The sequence below is a fragment of the Peribacillus simplex genome (assembly GCF_900156045.1).
GTDB lineage: Bacteria > Bacillota > Bacilli > Bacillales > DSM-1321 > Peribacillus > Peribacillus simplex_D.
Map to the genome: position 1 here is coordinate 826,142 of NZ_FTMX01000001.1, position 13,967 is coordinate 840,108.

General features: G+C 40.5%; 16 protein-coding genes. 13 read left to right on the top strand and 3 right to left on the bottom strand.

Annotated features, from left to right (window positions below; translation table 11 throughout):
* Window positions 1–72: 72 nt before the first annotated feature.
* The 5 genes from BW986_RS03945 to phoU all read left to right on the top strand — a co-directional run bounded on the left by BW986_RS03945 (window position 73) and on the right by phoU (window position 4,475).
* Complete coding sequence (locus BW986_RS03945) at window positions 73–1,038, top strand: PstS family phosphate ABC transporter substrate-binding protein (protein WP_076365289.1); 966 nt, start codon at window positions 73–75, stop codon at window positions 1,036–1,038.
* Window positions 1,039–1,176: 138 nt separating this feature from the next.
* Window positions 1,177–2,076 (top strand): phosphate ABC transporter permease subunit PstC, encoded by a 900-nt coding sequence (pstC, locus tag BW986_RS03950; RefSeq protein ID WP_076366295.1) that lies wholly within the window; start codon window positions 1,177–1,179, stop codon window positions 2,074–2,076.
* A 3-nt stretch (window positions 2,077–2,079) separates the two neighbouring features.
* On the top strand, window positions 2,080–2,958 hold the full coding sequence (pstA, locus tag BW986_RS03955) for a phosphate ABC transporter permease PstA (protein WP_076365291.1): 879 nt from the start codon (window positions 2,080–2,082) through the stop codon (window positions 2,956–2,958).
* Window positions 2,959–2,979: 21 nt separating this feature from the next.
* A complete protein-coding gene (gene pstB, locus BW986_RS03960; RefSeq protein WP_076366297.1) occupies window positions 2,980–3,801 on the top strand; it encodes a phosphate ABC transporter ATP-binding protein PstB in 822 nt (273 codons plus the stop codon).
* Window positions 3,802–3,821: 20 nt separating this feature from the next.
* The gene (gene phoU, locus BW986_RS03965) at window positions 3,822–4,475 is read left to right on the top strand and encodes a phosphate signaling complex protein PhoU (RefSeq protein ID WP_076365293.1); all 654 of its coding nucleotides are present in this window, start codon (window positions 3,822–3,824) and stop codon (window positions 4,473–4,475) included.
* Between the two features lie 69 nt (window positions 4,476–4,544).
* On the opposite strand, the gene BW986_RS03970 is transcribed toward phoU, so the two are convergent.
* Window positions 4,545–4,943 (bottom strand): endolytic transglycosylase MltG, encoded by a 399-nt coding sequence (locus tag BW986_RS03970; RefSeq protein ID WP_076365295.1) that lies wholly within the window; start codon window positions 4,941–4,943, stop codon window positions 4,545–4,547.
* Between the two features lie 2 nt (window positions 4,944–4,945).
* Window positions 4,946–5,326: a hypothetical protein gene (locus BW986_RS03975; RefSeq protein WP_076365297.1), complete on the bottom strand. Its 381-nt coding sequence runs from the start codon at window positions 5,324–5,326 to the stop codon at window positions 4,946–4,948.
* A gap of 415 nt (window positions 5,327–5,741) precedes the next feature.
* On the opposite strand from BW986_RS03975, the gene BW986_RS03980 reads away from it, so the two are divergent.
* The 5 genes from BW986_RS03980 (at window position 5,742) to BW986_RS04000 (ending at window position 9,561) form a co-directional block, all read left to right on the top strand.
* The gene (locus tag BW986_RS03980; RefSeq protein WP_076365299.1) at window positions 5,742–6,350 is read left to right on the top strand and encodes a hypothetical protein; all 609 of its coding nucleotides are present in this window, start codon (window positions 5,742–5,744) and stop codon (window positions 6,348–6,350) included.
* A 117-nt stretch (window positions 6,351–6,467) separates the two neighbouring features.
* Window positions 6,468–6,617, top strand: coding sequence for a 50S ribosomal protein L33 (rpmG, locus tag BW986_RS03985; RefSeq protein WP_028391797.1), 150 nt, complete (start codon window positions 6,468–6,470; stop codon window positions 6,615–6,617).
* Window positions 6,618–6,786: 169 nt separating this feature from the next.
* Entirely contained in the window at window positions 6,787–7,359 is a 573-nt protein-coding gene (locus BW986_RS03990; RefSeq protein WP_076365301.1) for a 5-formyltetrahydrofolate cyclo-ligase, read from the top strand.
* A gap of 76 nt (window positions 7,360–7,435) precedes the next feature.
* Entirely contained in the window at window positions 7,436–7,624 is a 189-nt protein-coding gene (locus tag BW986_RS03995; protein WP_076365303.1) for a hypothetical protein, read from the top strand.
* Between the two features lie 398 nt (window positions 7,625–8,022).
* The gene (locus tag BW986_RS04000) at window positions 8,023–9,561 is read left to right on the top strand and encodes a rhomboid family intramembrane serine protease (protein WP_076365305.1); all 1,539 of its coding nucleotides are present in this window, start codon (window positions 8,023–8,025) and stop codon (window positions 9,559–9,561) included.
* On the opposite strand, the gene BW986_RS04005 is transcribed toward BW986_RS04000, so the two are convergent.
* A complete protein-coding gene (locus tag BW986_RS04005) occupies window positions 9,556–10,413 on the bottom strand; it encodes a hypothetical protein (RefSeq protein ID WP_081395489.1) in 858 nt (285 codons plus the stop codon). The genes BW986_RS04000 and BW986_RS04005 overlap by 6 nt on opposite strands.
* A gap of 213 nt (window positions 10,414–10,626) precedes the next feature.
* Between BW986_RS04005 and BW986_RS04010 the strand changes: the two genes are divergently transcribed.
* From BW986_RS04010 to BW986_RS04020, 3 genes are all read left to right on the top strand, one after another.
* The gene (locus tag BW986_RS04010; RefSeq protein WP_076365307.1) at window positions 10,627–10,836 is read left to right on the top strand and encodes a YqgQ family protein; all 210 of its coding nucleotides are present in this window, start codon (window positions 10,627–10,629) and stop codon (window positions 10,834–10,836) included.
* Window positions 10,837–10,850: 14 nt separating this feature from the next.
* The gene (locus tag BW986_RS04015; protein ID WP_076365309.1) at window positions 10,851–11,822 is read left to right on the top strand and encodes an ROK family glucokinase; all 972 of its coding nucleotides are present in this window, start codon (window positions 10,851–10,853) and stop codon (window positions 11,820–11,822) included.
* Between the two features lie 180 nt (window positions 11,823–12,002).
* Window positions 12,003–13,853: an LTA synthase family protein gene (locus BW986_RS04020; protein ID WP_076366301.1), complete on the top strand. Its 1,851-nt coding sequence runs from the start codon at window positions 12,003–12,005 to the stop codon at window positions 13,851–13,853.
* Window positions 13,854–13,967: the final 114 nt, after the last annotated feature.

A 13,967-nucleotide genomic window follows, 5' to 3' on the forward strand; every position in this document is an offset into this window, starting at 1 on the left:
AATTTACAGTCTGAAAGTATGATGTGATAGTAGGACAAAATATTCATATAAAATTCTTAGGGGGATTTACAAATGAGACGTTTCAAATTTATGGCTATGACCGCAGTAATGGGTGGAGTAATCGCAGTGGCAGCTGGATGTGGATCAAATGATACTTCAAACAGCGGTAAAGGAAATGAAGCGGCTTCAGATCAACTCAAGGGCGAAGTTATTACGGATGGTTCTTCAACGGTCTTTCCAATCATGGAGGCAGTTGCAGAAGAATATATGGCTACACAGCCTGATGTGAAGGTTTCAGTGGGATCGTCAGGAACAGGTGGGGGATTCAAGAAATTCATCGCTGGTGATACGGACCTAGCCAATGCATCCCGCCCGGTGAAAGAAGAAGAAAGTGCCTTACTTGATGAAAAGGGAGTTAAATATACAGAATTGAAACTGGCATTTGACGGGATATCAATCGTCGCCAATAAAGATAATGAATTCATCGATTCACTAACAGTCGAAGAACTTCAAAAACTGTGGGTTGATAATGGAAAGGTGAAGAAATGGTCTGATATACGTCCTGAATGGCCGAACGAAGAAATTAAATTCTACTCTCCGGGAACAGATTCAGGAACATATGATTATTTCAATGAAGTGATCCTTGAAGAAAAACCGATGGTGGAAAATGCTACGCTTTCAGAAGATGATAACGTTCTTGTACAAGGTGTAGAAGGTGATAAAAATGCGATCGGATTCTTCGGTTATGCCTACTATGCTGAAAATAAGGATAAGTTAAAGATCATTTCCATCGATAACGGCAAAGGTGCTGTTGAGCCAACGCATGAAACGATTAAAAGTGGGGAGTATGCACCATTATCACGTCCACTTTACACATATGTAGCTAATAAGTCGGTAGCTGAAAAAGAACAAGTCGCAGATTATACTCAATTCGTCATTGAGAATGCAGGAGAGCTTGCAGAAGAAGTGGGTTATATCAGCCTGCCTGAAGAAGAGTACCAGAAAGATCTTGATAAATTAAAAGAACTGGAAAAATAAACGATATTACAGGCTATTTAAATCCCGCCTTGACTCGATTAAGGCGGGGGTAACAGCTTGTAAATCCAAATATTGCGTGTCTGAAATGGAGGATGCAAGTTGGAACTTAGAAAAACAGAAACCTATTCTGTACAGCAAATGATTCTAGAAAAGAAAAGTAAGAAAAAAATCAATATGGAAAAAGTCATACCTAAGCTTTTGTTCCTTACGGCGGCAATTTCCGTTTTTACTACAATCGGGATCATACTGACCCTTATTTTTGAAACATTCATCTTTTTTGACAGAGTTTCCATCGTCGAATTTTTTACGGAAGCTAAATGGCTGCCATTTGCATCTACACCTTCCTTTGGGATTATGCCTCTTATCGTTGGAACGTTGAAGATAACAGTCATAGCAGCGGTGGTTGCAGTTCCGGTAGGACTTGCAACAGCCATTTTCTTGAGTGAATATGCATCAGAGAAAACACGGAGAATCATCAAGCCGATTTTAGAAGTTTTAGCTGGGATTCCTACTATCGTTTACGGCTTTTTTGCCTTAACTTTTGTAACACCGGTTTTGCGGGATTTATTTCCTTCCCTTGACATGTTCAATGCCCTGAGTCCAGGAATCGTTGTAGGTATCATGATCATGCCGATGATAGCCTCATTGTCGGAAGATGCCCTTGTATCGGTACCTAAGTCGATTCGCGAAGGTGCGTATGCTTTAGGAGCAACGAAACTCGAAACGACAATTAAAGTGGTATTGCCAGCAGCCATTTCAGGAATTGTGGCATCCATCGTCCTTGCTTTATCAAGAGCGATCGGGGAAACCATGATTGTGAGCGTTGCCGGTGGCTCGACACCAAATATGAGCATGGATGTCACGTCATCGATTCAAACGATGACCGCTTATATCGTTCAGGTCAGTTCGGGGGATGCAGGATACGGGACAACGATTTACTACAGCATATATGCGGTTGGAATGACACTGTTCGTCTTTACGCTTGTCATGAATTTACTGGCGCAGTTCATCTCTCGCAAGTTCAGGGAGGAATATTAAGACATGAAACTGATAAACAAAAGTCATGTTGCAAAAAAAATGCCTGCTAGGCTGGCTGTTAACACGATTTTTAAAGGATTATTCTTCTTGGCAACATTGGTTGGCCTCCTCGTATTGGCCATCTTATTTTATCGGATATTCACTCAAGGAATTGGCAGTCTGAATGGGGATTTCCTTCAGAATTTCGCTTCAAGGAAACCTGAAGAGGCTGGTATAAAAGCAGCACTGATCGGTTCAATATGGTTGATGGTAGTGGTGGCTCCAGTTTCCCTGCTGCTTGGTGTTGGAACGGCCATTTATTTAGAGGAATATGCCAGGAAGAATTGGATCACCACTTTTATCAAAGTGAATATTTCCAATCTGGCAGGTGTCCCCTCAATTGTATTTGGACTGCTGGGCTTAACGGTTTTCGTTCGTGCTCTAGCCTTGGACCGGTCCATATTGGCAGCAGGCTTGACCATGAGCCTGCTCGTTCTCCCGGTCATCATAGTAGCTGCCCAAGAGGCCATACGTGCCGTACCTCGTGATTTAAGAGAAGCTTCATTTGGAATGGGTGCAACAAAGTGGCAAACCATATTGAAAGTGGTCCTGCCGGCTGCGGTACCTGGCATTTTAACTGGAGGAATACTTGCTTTGTCACGGGCAATCGGTGAAACGGCTCCATTGGTGGTGGTTGGCATACCAATGTTCATTGCCTTTTTACCACAATCGTTCATGGATACATTTACGGTGCTGCCAATGCAAATCTATAATTGGACATCTCGTCCGCAGGAGGAATTCCAGCAGGTTGCTGCCGCGGGAATCATCGTATTACTCATCCTGTTAATAATCATGAATTCAATAGCGGTTATAATTCGAAATAAATTCCAGAAAAGATACTGATAGGAGGAAGGAAGCGTGAATATGACCTTAACGAGAGAAAAAGAGTCATCGGCAATCGGGATCGAAAATGTCGGATCAGCTGCCTTGAAGGAAAAGGTGTATGAAACATCCAATCTCAATTTATGGTATGGAGAAAACCATGCTTTGAAAAATATTAATCTGGATATGCATCAAAATGAAGTGACCGCCATCATCGGGCCTTCAGGATGTGGGAAATCCACATACATCAAAACATTGAACCGTATGATAGAACTAGTCCCGGATGTGAAAACGACAGGACAGATTAAATATAGGAACAGGAATATCCTCGATCAGTCCTATAAGGTGGAAGATTTACGGACACAGGTGGGGATGGTATTCCAAAAGCCTAATCCCTTCCCGAAATCAATTTATGAAAATGTTGTATACGGACCAAAAATCCATGGAATTAAAAATAAAAAAATTCTTGATGAGATCGTTGAAAAGAGTTTAAAAGGGGCAGCCATTTGGGATGAGGTGAAAGACCGTCTTCATGAAAATGCATATGGACTTTCAGGTGGACAGCAACAGCGCCTTTGTATTGCCAGATGTTTGGCAATCGAACCGGATGTCATATTAATGGATGAACCGACTTCTGCCCTTGATCCGATATCCACTTTGAAAATAGAAGAATTGGTCCAAGAACTGAAAAAGGATTTCAGCATCATCATCGTTACCCATAACATGCAGCAGGCAGCACGTATCTCTGATAGAACAGCCTTCTTCTTAAATGGGGAAGTCATCGAATATTCTGATACAAACACCATCTTCTCTAATCCGAATGATAAAAGAACAGAAGATTACATTACCGGGCGCTTCGGTTAAAGAGAAAGGGAGATGCGAAAATGATCGTTCGTGAAAATTTCGAGCTTCAATTGAAAGAGCTACAGGAGAAAATCGTGAAATTGGCTAATTTAGCTTCAGGTGCCATATCAAAATCATATGTCGCATTAGAAAACAATAATGTAGATGATGCTCTTGAAGTTATCGATGATGATACAATAGCTGATTTACTGGAAGAGGAAATCAATGACTTTGCGATTTTACTGATTGCTAAGCAACAGCCGGTTGCGATTGATTTAAGGCGTATCATTGCTGCCATAAAAATCGCCTCGGATATTGAAAGGATGGCGGACTTTGGTGTGAATATCGCTAAAGCATCCATCCGGATCGGTGACCAGCCATTTATTCTGCCTTTAACACCTTTAAAGCAGATGCATGATATTACATTAAAAATGATTCAACTTTCAATAGAAGCATTTGAGAAGGAAGATGTTGTTCTTTCAAGAGAAATCATTGAAATGGATGATGAGGTTGATCGCTTTTATGGAGATATGATTCGAAGTCTCCTTCGCCTTTCAGATGAAAAAAACCTGCAGCAGGTTACACAGCTTTCCTTAATTGCTCGATATTTGGAAAGGACAGCGGACCATACAACGAATATCGCAGAGAATATTTACTTCCTGGTAAGAGGGAGATATATCAGCAGGAATGAATGATACCATCCCAATTTAAAAAAAGAGAGGCTTTTTCTCGGACATCGTCCATTTAAAAGTCTCTCTTATTCATTAATGGGTCAAAGTATTGGCCAATTGTCTATATGTCATATTATTCGTAACAACAAACTCGCCGATTTGTATTTTTTTTGAGAAATCACGGTCATTCATGTAAGCTTCGAATTCAGCAGCATCATCGATGATTTTTTCTTTGTAAAGGCTATCGGCAATTTCTGTTGTGGTCATATTCGTTTTCACTTTAATTGAATAGGTGACGATGGAAGGCTCTTTTTTCGAAGCCTCTTTCTCCATTGGATCCTTATCCGGATTCTTTGGTTGGGCGTTCACTTTAGCTTCCTCCGGAGTAGGAGTGGTGCCTTCGGATAATCCGGTTCCATAATAAAAGCCGGCAAAGATTGTTGTTGTAAAAATGATACCGGCGGAAAGACCTTGCAGTCTTGCTTTGTTCATTTTCATTCACCCCGCAATCTTTGTTGCTCGATCACTGAAATGGTCTGTTCCTTCGTTAACGAGGATTGTCTGGCGATCTGCTCCAAAGAAAGACCTTGACTATATAAAGACAGAACCTGGCTTTTTAGAATTTCATGAATGGTTTCGATATCATTGGAATTGGAAGTTGATTTATCCTTTATAGGGGGAATAATGTCGTCCTGGATAATGAATTCCTCTTCAAGAATCTTCACCTTCTTCTTTAATTGGTGGATATCCTGCATATACGTTAGTGTCATCTGTTCTATATCTTCTTCTAACTTGGCAACTTTATCTTTACCGAAAAAGGATATGATGAGAAGGACGATCGCTAATGAAAAAAGAAGGATGATAAGTGTTTCCATGTTTTCACCTCAGAAGATAAATTTCGACAATATACTTATATTTTACACATATTTTTAAAAAATTGGAGATTTTCATATTCAATGTGGGCCGTATACTTCATTTATTGTCTGTTTTTTTAAAAACATTGTCGAAAAGCCTTATGTCCGACGTTAAAGAAAAAAAATAGGTATTAAAATGGGAAAAAAACCTTTGAGAGATAACATACATAAAATTCGACAAAAAGTGTTTATTGTCCATCAGCCAATTCAGTGCTAACATAAAGATAGAATAAATCGAAAAAACAAAATATTTTGAATAGTTAAAAATTGGTTGAACTATAAGAAAATGGTGTGCAGATTCTAAAGTGGATTGTTTCACTGTCAGCGCCTAACGATAAGTTATATAAGGATAAATAAAGGGAAAGGGATGATTATTATGAATTCGCTATTCGCGTATATGCCGCAGGATAACCAGGATTTATTTCGTAAGGGATTAAAGGCTGGGCTATGGATGGATGAGAGTTTTGATTGGTATCCTGAGGAAGATATGATGAGTCATCCTAATGGAGAGATCCGGACACTTTCACAAACATATACCCAAGGGCAGGTGACCTTTTCGAAGTTCACGATTAGGAATACCTCATTCGAGACTAAGCGCCCTAAAGTGTTTTTTCACTATGAAAACGCTTTCGAGAGGCAGGCAGTGGCCTTTTACAGCCCGAATGAACGGGCGATTTTACATGTAGCCCCTCAATCGATTGCCTTATTGGGTGGATTGGTGAAAGGAAAAAGCATCTCCCAATATTGCATCCAAGGTAAGGGAAGCCTTTATCAAGAAGGGTGCTTCAAATCATTGAAAGAAGGACTCCTGGCTTATTCACCGCTTGCCAAAGGGGAAGTTACCAGCGTGTTTACGTTAGAGACGGATATCTTACCGAAAGAATGCGTGGAAGCTGTGGCTTGGGTCATTCATGCAGAAACGAAAGAAGAAGCGAAAGTTATAAATAATCAGCTCCTCCTGACGATGCAAAACGTAAACAATTAAAAATCCAAAAAGTTAATGTTGGATTTCCCAAAAAACATACTAGCAATTCACATTGAATAATGATATTATAGAAAAGTCCTATGTGAAAATGTCAATATGTTTGGAGGGAAATACACAATGCGCGTGAATATTACATTAGCTTGCACTGAATGTGGAGACCGTAACTACATTTCTAAAAAAAATAAACGTAACAATCCAGACCGTCTTGAGCTTAAAAAATACTGCTCAAGAGAAAAACGCAGCACGACTCACCGTGAAACAAAGTAAGCAACAGGATTTTTCCTGTTGTTTTTTTTATTTCCTTCTTTCTCACTTTCCTTTAGTGAATATTTTTTTCAGAAAGCACTAATGATTCGGCGATTTCCGACACCGTATTTTCGAAAAAGAACAAATATTATGAGATAATGATAGAAGTAGACTAAAGGAGTCGGAAGAGATGAGAGAAAACAAGAATAAGCTCCGTCAAGAAGTTAGGTCCCGTTTAATGGAGCTGACTAAAGAGGAACATGAAGAACTATCGAACAGAATCGCTGTAAACTTATTTTCTCTGGAGGAATGGAAAAAAGCTGAAACAATTGGCATTACCATCTCCATTCCGCCTGAAGTTCCAACGGTACGGATCATCGAACAAGCATGGAGTGAAGGAAAAGAAGTGGCTGTACCAAAATGTGATCCTGAAAAAAAGACAATGGAATTCAAAAAAATTTCGTCCTTCAATCAGCTGGAGTCTGTTTATTACGGATTGCTAGAACCAGTGGCTGAAACAGCCAAGGTTCGCAAAGAGGAATTGGATGCAATGATCGTGCCAGGTCTTGCTTTTACCAAAGAAGGGTATCGCCTAGGCTTTGGCGGGGGCTATTATGACCGTTTCCTATCCTATTACCGGGGAGATACATTGGCACTTACATACGAGCTTCAATTAATGGATGAACTCCCGATAGAGGTACATGATATAGCGGTCGGCAAACTCATTACCCCATCCAGGGTTATACGCACGTACGCCCATTAAGAAGAAGTTTATTAAATATCACTTTTAGCTCATAAAAATCCTGTCCTGTATCAAACTATTGATAGGAGGGATTGTTATGCTTCGATTAATTATTCAAATCTTCTTGGTTGGTTTAGTTGTTTATGCAGGTTACCAAAACCGGTACCGCCTGGTAAATGTTGCGCTGTCCAACGGCATGCTGAGAAGATTTCTAGTGACTAAATCCTTGGATATGCCAATGTTCAGGGATAAAATGATGCAAAGCATGTTCACTCAGACCAAATGAGATGCGGGCATCTTAAAAAGGAACCTGTTCAGGGGTTCCTTTTTTATTTAGGCTGTTTTCGCATACTTTGTTGCTATTTACCAAGTAAAGCGGTGTGGTTGATTTCCCCTCCAGATGCTCGCTTTCCGCGGGCGGGCGGTGAGCCTCCTCGGCGTAAACGCCTGTGGGGCCTCACCTGTCCCGCTGCTCCCGCAGGAGTCTCGCACTTGCGCTCCAATCAACCTTAAATCGTTTAGTTTTTAAAAACAACAATTTTTACGAAAAGAGCCTTTATTTATAAGGATAGGGTGAATTTTAAACAGTCTCCTTTTTTACTTTTTACATGATTTCGTCTATAGTTTTAATTAAAGAAACAGGAATTTTAGAAGCTTAAGTTTCATTGGAAAGTGGGGAAGGCATTGGGATTTAAAGAGGATTATTTGTTTTGGGAAACCATAAGGGAATTGACTGCCCATTATGATTATCGAATGATCACTGTCACGGAAAACCATCAGGAGATTTGGCTTGAGAGCGATAAGGATAAGGCGTTTCCAGTCATAAGACTCATTCGACATGATTTGGATTGGGCTAATTGGCTGAAACGCGACATTGAACGGACATTGCAGAATGGGGAAAGGATCAGAAGGAGATTATACAAAAAACCCATAAACATATTAAGTATCTATGTTAGTAAATTCGCCCCGGTGGATGATCATGACTTTAGTTCACGGATGGCTTCCTTTAAAAAAACGAATGTTAACACATTTCTTCTAACGTGCGAAAACTTTCATGATTCGTTGCAAAACCTTGAACATGTTTTGAAAAAGCCACTTTCAATTCAAGTTCTTGAAGAAAATGAAATAGATGAGGAAAAGGTTCTCGCAGTAAAGAAGGCCGCCATCTCGGAGTCAGTCAAAAAGGCTAAGGCAGAGCAGAAAGTATTTCAAAATGCCAATAAGCCATTCTTTACATATATATTCATGGCGATACAATTAGCTGTGTTCATCTTGATGGAGTTTAATGGGGGCAGCACCAATTCCAAAACTTTGATCGAGTTTGGCGCTAAATTTTCCCCTTATATCATACAAGGGGAATGGTGGCGGTTCTTTACACCGATGATCGTCCATATTGGGTTCATTCATTTACTTATGAATACATTTTCATTGTATTTGATCGGTGCTGAAGTTGAAAGGATTTACGGTAATGCCAGGTTCCTTATCATCTATATATTCGCTGGTTTCGCTGGAACTCTAGGCAGCTTCATCATGACCCCTAATCTTTCCGCAGGAGCGAGCGGAGCCATTTTTGGCTGTTTTGGGGCACTTCTGTACTTTGGCATCGTCTATCCAAAATTATTCATGCGCTCGATGGGCTCATCGGTGATCGTGTTGATCATCATTAACTTGATATATGGTTTCACCGTTTCGGGAATCGATAATGCAGGGCATATCGGAGGTTTGATTGGAGGGTTCTTGGCTGCTGGAGTGGTCCATCTGCCAAAATCCAAGAATATCTTTCGACAGCTGGCTTTTCTGATTGGGACGGTAATACTAACCTATGCCCTGCTGCAATTTGGTTACAATCATCAGGAAAGTGCAGCTATAGATGATAATACCATGGCCATGCTGGCCCAAAAGTATATAGATGATGACGAAGAGGACAAAGCGGAAGAGATGCTATTCAAATATGTCGATGCAAATCCTGAAGCACCGCTATCGCTTTTTATGCTGGGAAATTTATCTTTTGATAAAAAGGACATACTCAAAGCTAGGGATTATTATGAAAAAGCGATTGATAGTAATCCGGATTTGCATGAAGCCCATTACAATCTTGCCTTAGTCTACTTGAATCTCGAATCATTCGATCAGGCTAAGGAGCAAGCTGATAAGGCCATTGAGCTTGCCCCGGATAATAAGTCATATACTAAACTGCTGGCAGAAATTGAAAGGCAACTATAACTTTTGACGCAGCATGATTGGGGTACCGTCTTTCAGGGTAAACAAGACAAGTATTTCACTTTGATTCTTCGCCATAAGCAATAGGGGGGTGGTGCTACTTTGTGGACTCACAGTGGATCCATCCTCCTTTTTTATTCCCAACACATAATTTTTGTAAAGTCCTTCCCATAGTTTTCCCACAATTTCCTCCCGTTTGAATTGGGGGAATGCAGCAAGCCATTGATTTTTCTTTGAGGGCAGATCTGTTAAAGAGATGATATTGTACTGTTCCAGATTAACCTGAAAAGCTTGACCAGCTTTCTCCAAACCATTTCGAATCGTTTGGTCCGTCAAGCCGTCCAGCGTTTTTTTCCACTGAACCTGTTCTTCTGAAAGCGGACGGTGGAAAAATTGAAAAACCGGTGTCGTTACTGTATAAAGTTTATCTTTACTGAGCTGCTGGGCACTGGTGAAAATTGTGTCACTCGGATGAACCTCGGCATAATGAAACGTTACCGCTTCATAACGCCCGCTCTCGGATTCTTTAGATTTCGCTTTTTGAGAGAGTTCTTGTTTATTTTGGCGCCAATTTTTTAAAGCTCCTGCCAATTTTCCATTTTTGTATAAAAGCGATACGTCCTGACGTAAGTAAGCAGGCTGGTCCAAAGAAGACTCCACCCTCCAAGTGATGGTATAGGTGGAATCCCCGGTACCCTTCGGTGTCAGGTGGGTGGAGGCATGATCAAAATGGAGCGAGGAATCGATGGGAAAAAAAATGATGGTTTCCTCTGTCTGTTTATGATTTGATAAATAAAGGATGACAAAAATGGTGGTTAAAACCAAAAAGACGGTATACTTCAATTGTACTTTCATTTTTCCCCTCCGTTTTCACGCGTGATGAATGCATTAAAGCATTAAGTTGTTACATCAAATCGAAAGAGTCCACATTCTTGATATTTCATCATATGAATACAATTGGACATGTATGAGGGGGGATGGGGGAAATTATCAAAGGGGAAATGGGCGCTTGTTACAAAGAGGCTGATTCGATATACTTTCCTATAGAAAAGAGTAAAGAGGTTTACGATGAAAACATATTATGATCTACAACAATACTTGAAAAGATTTGGTACATTTATCTATATTGGTGATCGCTTAGCCGAGCTTGAACTGATGGAAGCCGAAATAAGGGAAATCCACCGTATGCAGATGATGGATACGAAAGATTATCAAATGGCGATCCTTTTAATTAGGCAGCAATTGTCTCTTGAAAGGGAAAAACAGAAAAAAAATTGATAAAAAAGGTGAGAATGATGGAAAAGTGGCTGATGGGTGTGGATTTAGGCGGTACAACTACCAAACTGGCTCTGATCAATTTATACGGAGAGATAATTCATAAATGGGAAATCAGCACGGACATCTCCGAAAAGGGAAAATTCATTACGATTAACATAGCCAAAGCAATTGATGCGAAGCTCGTGGAACTTAATGAACCGAAGAGTAAGATAGTAGGGATAGGAATGGGTGCTCCCGGGCCTGTGAAATTTGTTAACGGTTCCATATATGAAGCCGTCAATCTAGGCTGGAAGGACTATCCTTTAAAAGATTTATTGGAGGTGGAGACATCTCTTCCGGCTGTAATCGATAATGATGCCAATATGGCAGCTTTGGGAGAAATGTGGAAAGGTGCCGGTAATGGTGCCAAAGACCTCGTTTGTGTAACTCTAGGAACGGGTGTAGGCGGCGGGATCATCCATAATGGGCAAATCGTCCATGGTACCAGTGGGGCTGCTGGAGAAATAGGGCATATAACGGTCGTAACGGATGGAGGGGCACCATGCAATTGCGGTAAGACTGGTTGTTTGGAAACGGTTGCTTCGGCAACGGGAATCGTCCGTATGGCTATAGAGGCCTTGAATACCGCCGATGAACAGTCAATGCTTCAGCAGAAAGTCGAAGAGGGAAATGCTGTTACTTCCAAACTGTTATTTCAATGCGCTGCAGCAGGTGATCCTTTGTCCAAATCTGTGGTAAATAAGGTAGGCAATTATTTGGGGCTTGCATTATCACATGTTGGAAATGTCATGAATCCAGATAAAATCGTCATTGGTGGGGGCGTTTCGCAAGCGGGAGACATTTTGCTTGAAACTGTCCGTTCTGCCTTCGGGAAGTATGCATTCAAACGGGTTAGTAAATCAACGAAAATCAGCCTGGCCACACTAGGCAATGATGCAGGGGTAATAGGTGCAGCCTGGCTCATTAAAAGCCAACTGAATACGTGATCCCTTGCTGCCCTGTGGCAAACAGGGTTATAAGAAAAAGATGGAATATTCAAAAAAATAGCCTCTTTTTGAGGGGGGGCAATCGTTCTGTTTTTGCATAGGGGGAGGAACCATGAACCATGATTGAGGCGCTCTGCATCATGGCTCCAGCGCTTTTTCGATGAGGAGGGACCAGGATTGATTAGGGTCTTCAAAAGACAGGGATATTCATTGTTTTGGGTCGTATTGATTTCACTTTGGCTTAAAACATATATTGCTTATAAAACAAGTTTTGAGATAGATATTGATAATTGGATCCAGGAGTTCATACTATTCATCAATCCTGTCAGTTTCCTTTTGCTTACTCTTGGCGTGAATATATTTTTAAAAGAAAATAGAAGGACAGCATACCTATTGATCATGAGTTTTTTCATCACCTTCGTCCTTTTTGCCAACCTTGTTTTTTTTCGCTTTTTCAATGACTTTTTAACCATTCCCGTTCTTTTTCAAACGAGCAATATGAGCGATCTTGGAAGCAGTGTACATGAATTGATCAATCCGAGTGACCTTTTATATTTTGCCGATATTCTGGTCTTGATGCTTCTGCTGAAATACAAACCAAAAACATTCCAAGAATGTCGATACAATCCCCAGGACCGTAAATTCTTTTTGTTAATGGCTTTGGGAGTGACATTTTTCAACTTGGCTTTAGCTGAAGCGGCGCGTCCTGAACTACTGACAAGAACGTTTGACCGCGAAATCCTCGTTAAGAATATCGGTACGTATCATTATCACCTTTATGATGCAATATTACAGACGAAATCATCAGCTCAACGGGCCCTTGCGGATGGCAGTGAATTGTCGGAAATTGAAAATTATGTCCGTGCCAATCATAAAAAGGTTAATGATGATCTTTATGGTCTGGCAAAAGGTAAAAATGTGATCCTTGTATCATTGGAATCCACTCAAAGCTTTGTCATCAATAAAACGGTCAACGGTGAAGAAATCACTCCTTTTCTGAACCAATTCATTAAAGAGAGCTATTATTTCAATAACTTTTATCACCAAACTGGCCAGGGGAAAACATCCGATTCAGAATTCATTATTGAGAATTCCCTCTATCCTTTAGGTAGGGGGGCAGTATTTTTCACTCATGCCCAAAATGAATACAAAGCCACCCCCGAAATCTTAACCGAAAAAGGTTACAATACGTCTTCCTTCCATGCCAATAATAAAAGCTTTTGGAATCGTGACATAATGTACGGCTCTCTCGGGTATCAACGGTTTTATGATAGTGATGAATACAAAGTCTCTGAAGGGAATTCCATCAATTGGGGTTTGAATGATAAATCGTTCTTCAAGCAATCAATCTCTCACTTGAAGCGGTTGCCTGAGCCTTTTTATGCCAAGTTCATAACGTTAACCAATCATTTTCCATTCACTTTGAATGAACAGGACCGTACATTGGAACCGTACGCTTCGAATTCCAAAACATTGAATCAGTATTTTCCGACCGTACGTTATACAGACGAAGCCTTGGAACAATTTATCGGTGATTTGAAACGTGATGGATTATATGAGGACTCAATTATTATACTATATGGTGACCATTATGGAATTTCGGAAAATCACAACTCTGCCATGAGTCAGTTCCTTGGGAAGGAAATCACGCCTTTTGAATCCATCCAACTTCAGCGTGTTCCGCTCATCATACATATCCCTGGGCAGGAGGGGAAAACGATTTCCACCGTTTCCGGCCAAATTGATGTAAGGCCGACTCTCCTTCATTTATTGGGGATTGAAAATGATGATTATATCGAATTCGGCAAAGATCTTTTTTCTGAAGAGAAATTAGAATTCACCGTTCTTCGCGATAGCAGTTTCATCACAAAGGATTATCTCTATACGATGGATACCTGTTATGATAAAAAGACCGGAGCGGCGACTGCAAAGGATTCATGTGAAAAGTATTTGGATAAGGCAAAGCAGGAGCTTGAGTACTCCGACAAAATCATTTATGGGGACTTGCTCCGATTTTATGAGCAACATTGAAAAAGGAAACCTGGCGCAATCCAGGTTTTTTTGTTTTTTCAGGAAATCAGTAGCATTACAATTTATGAAACACATGAGACTTCCTGAACATCTTTCTGTTTTTCGCTTCATAAA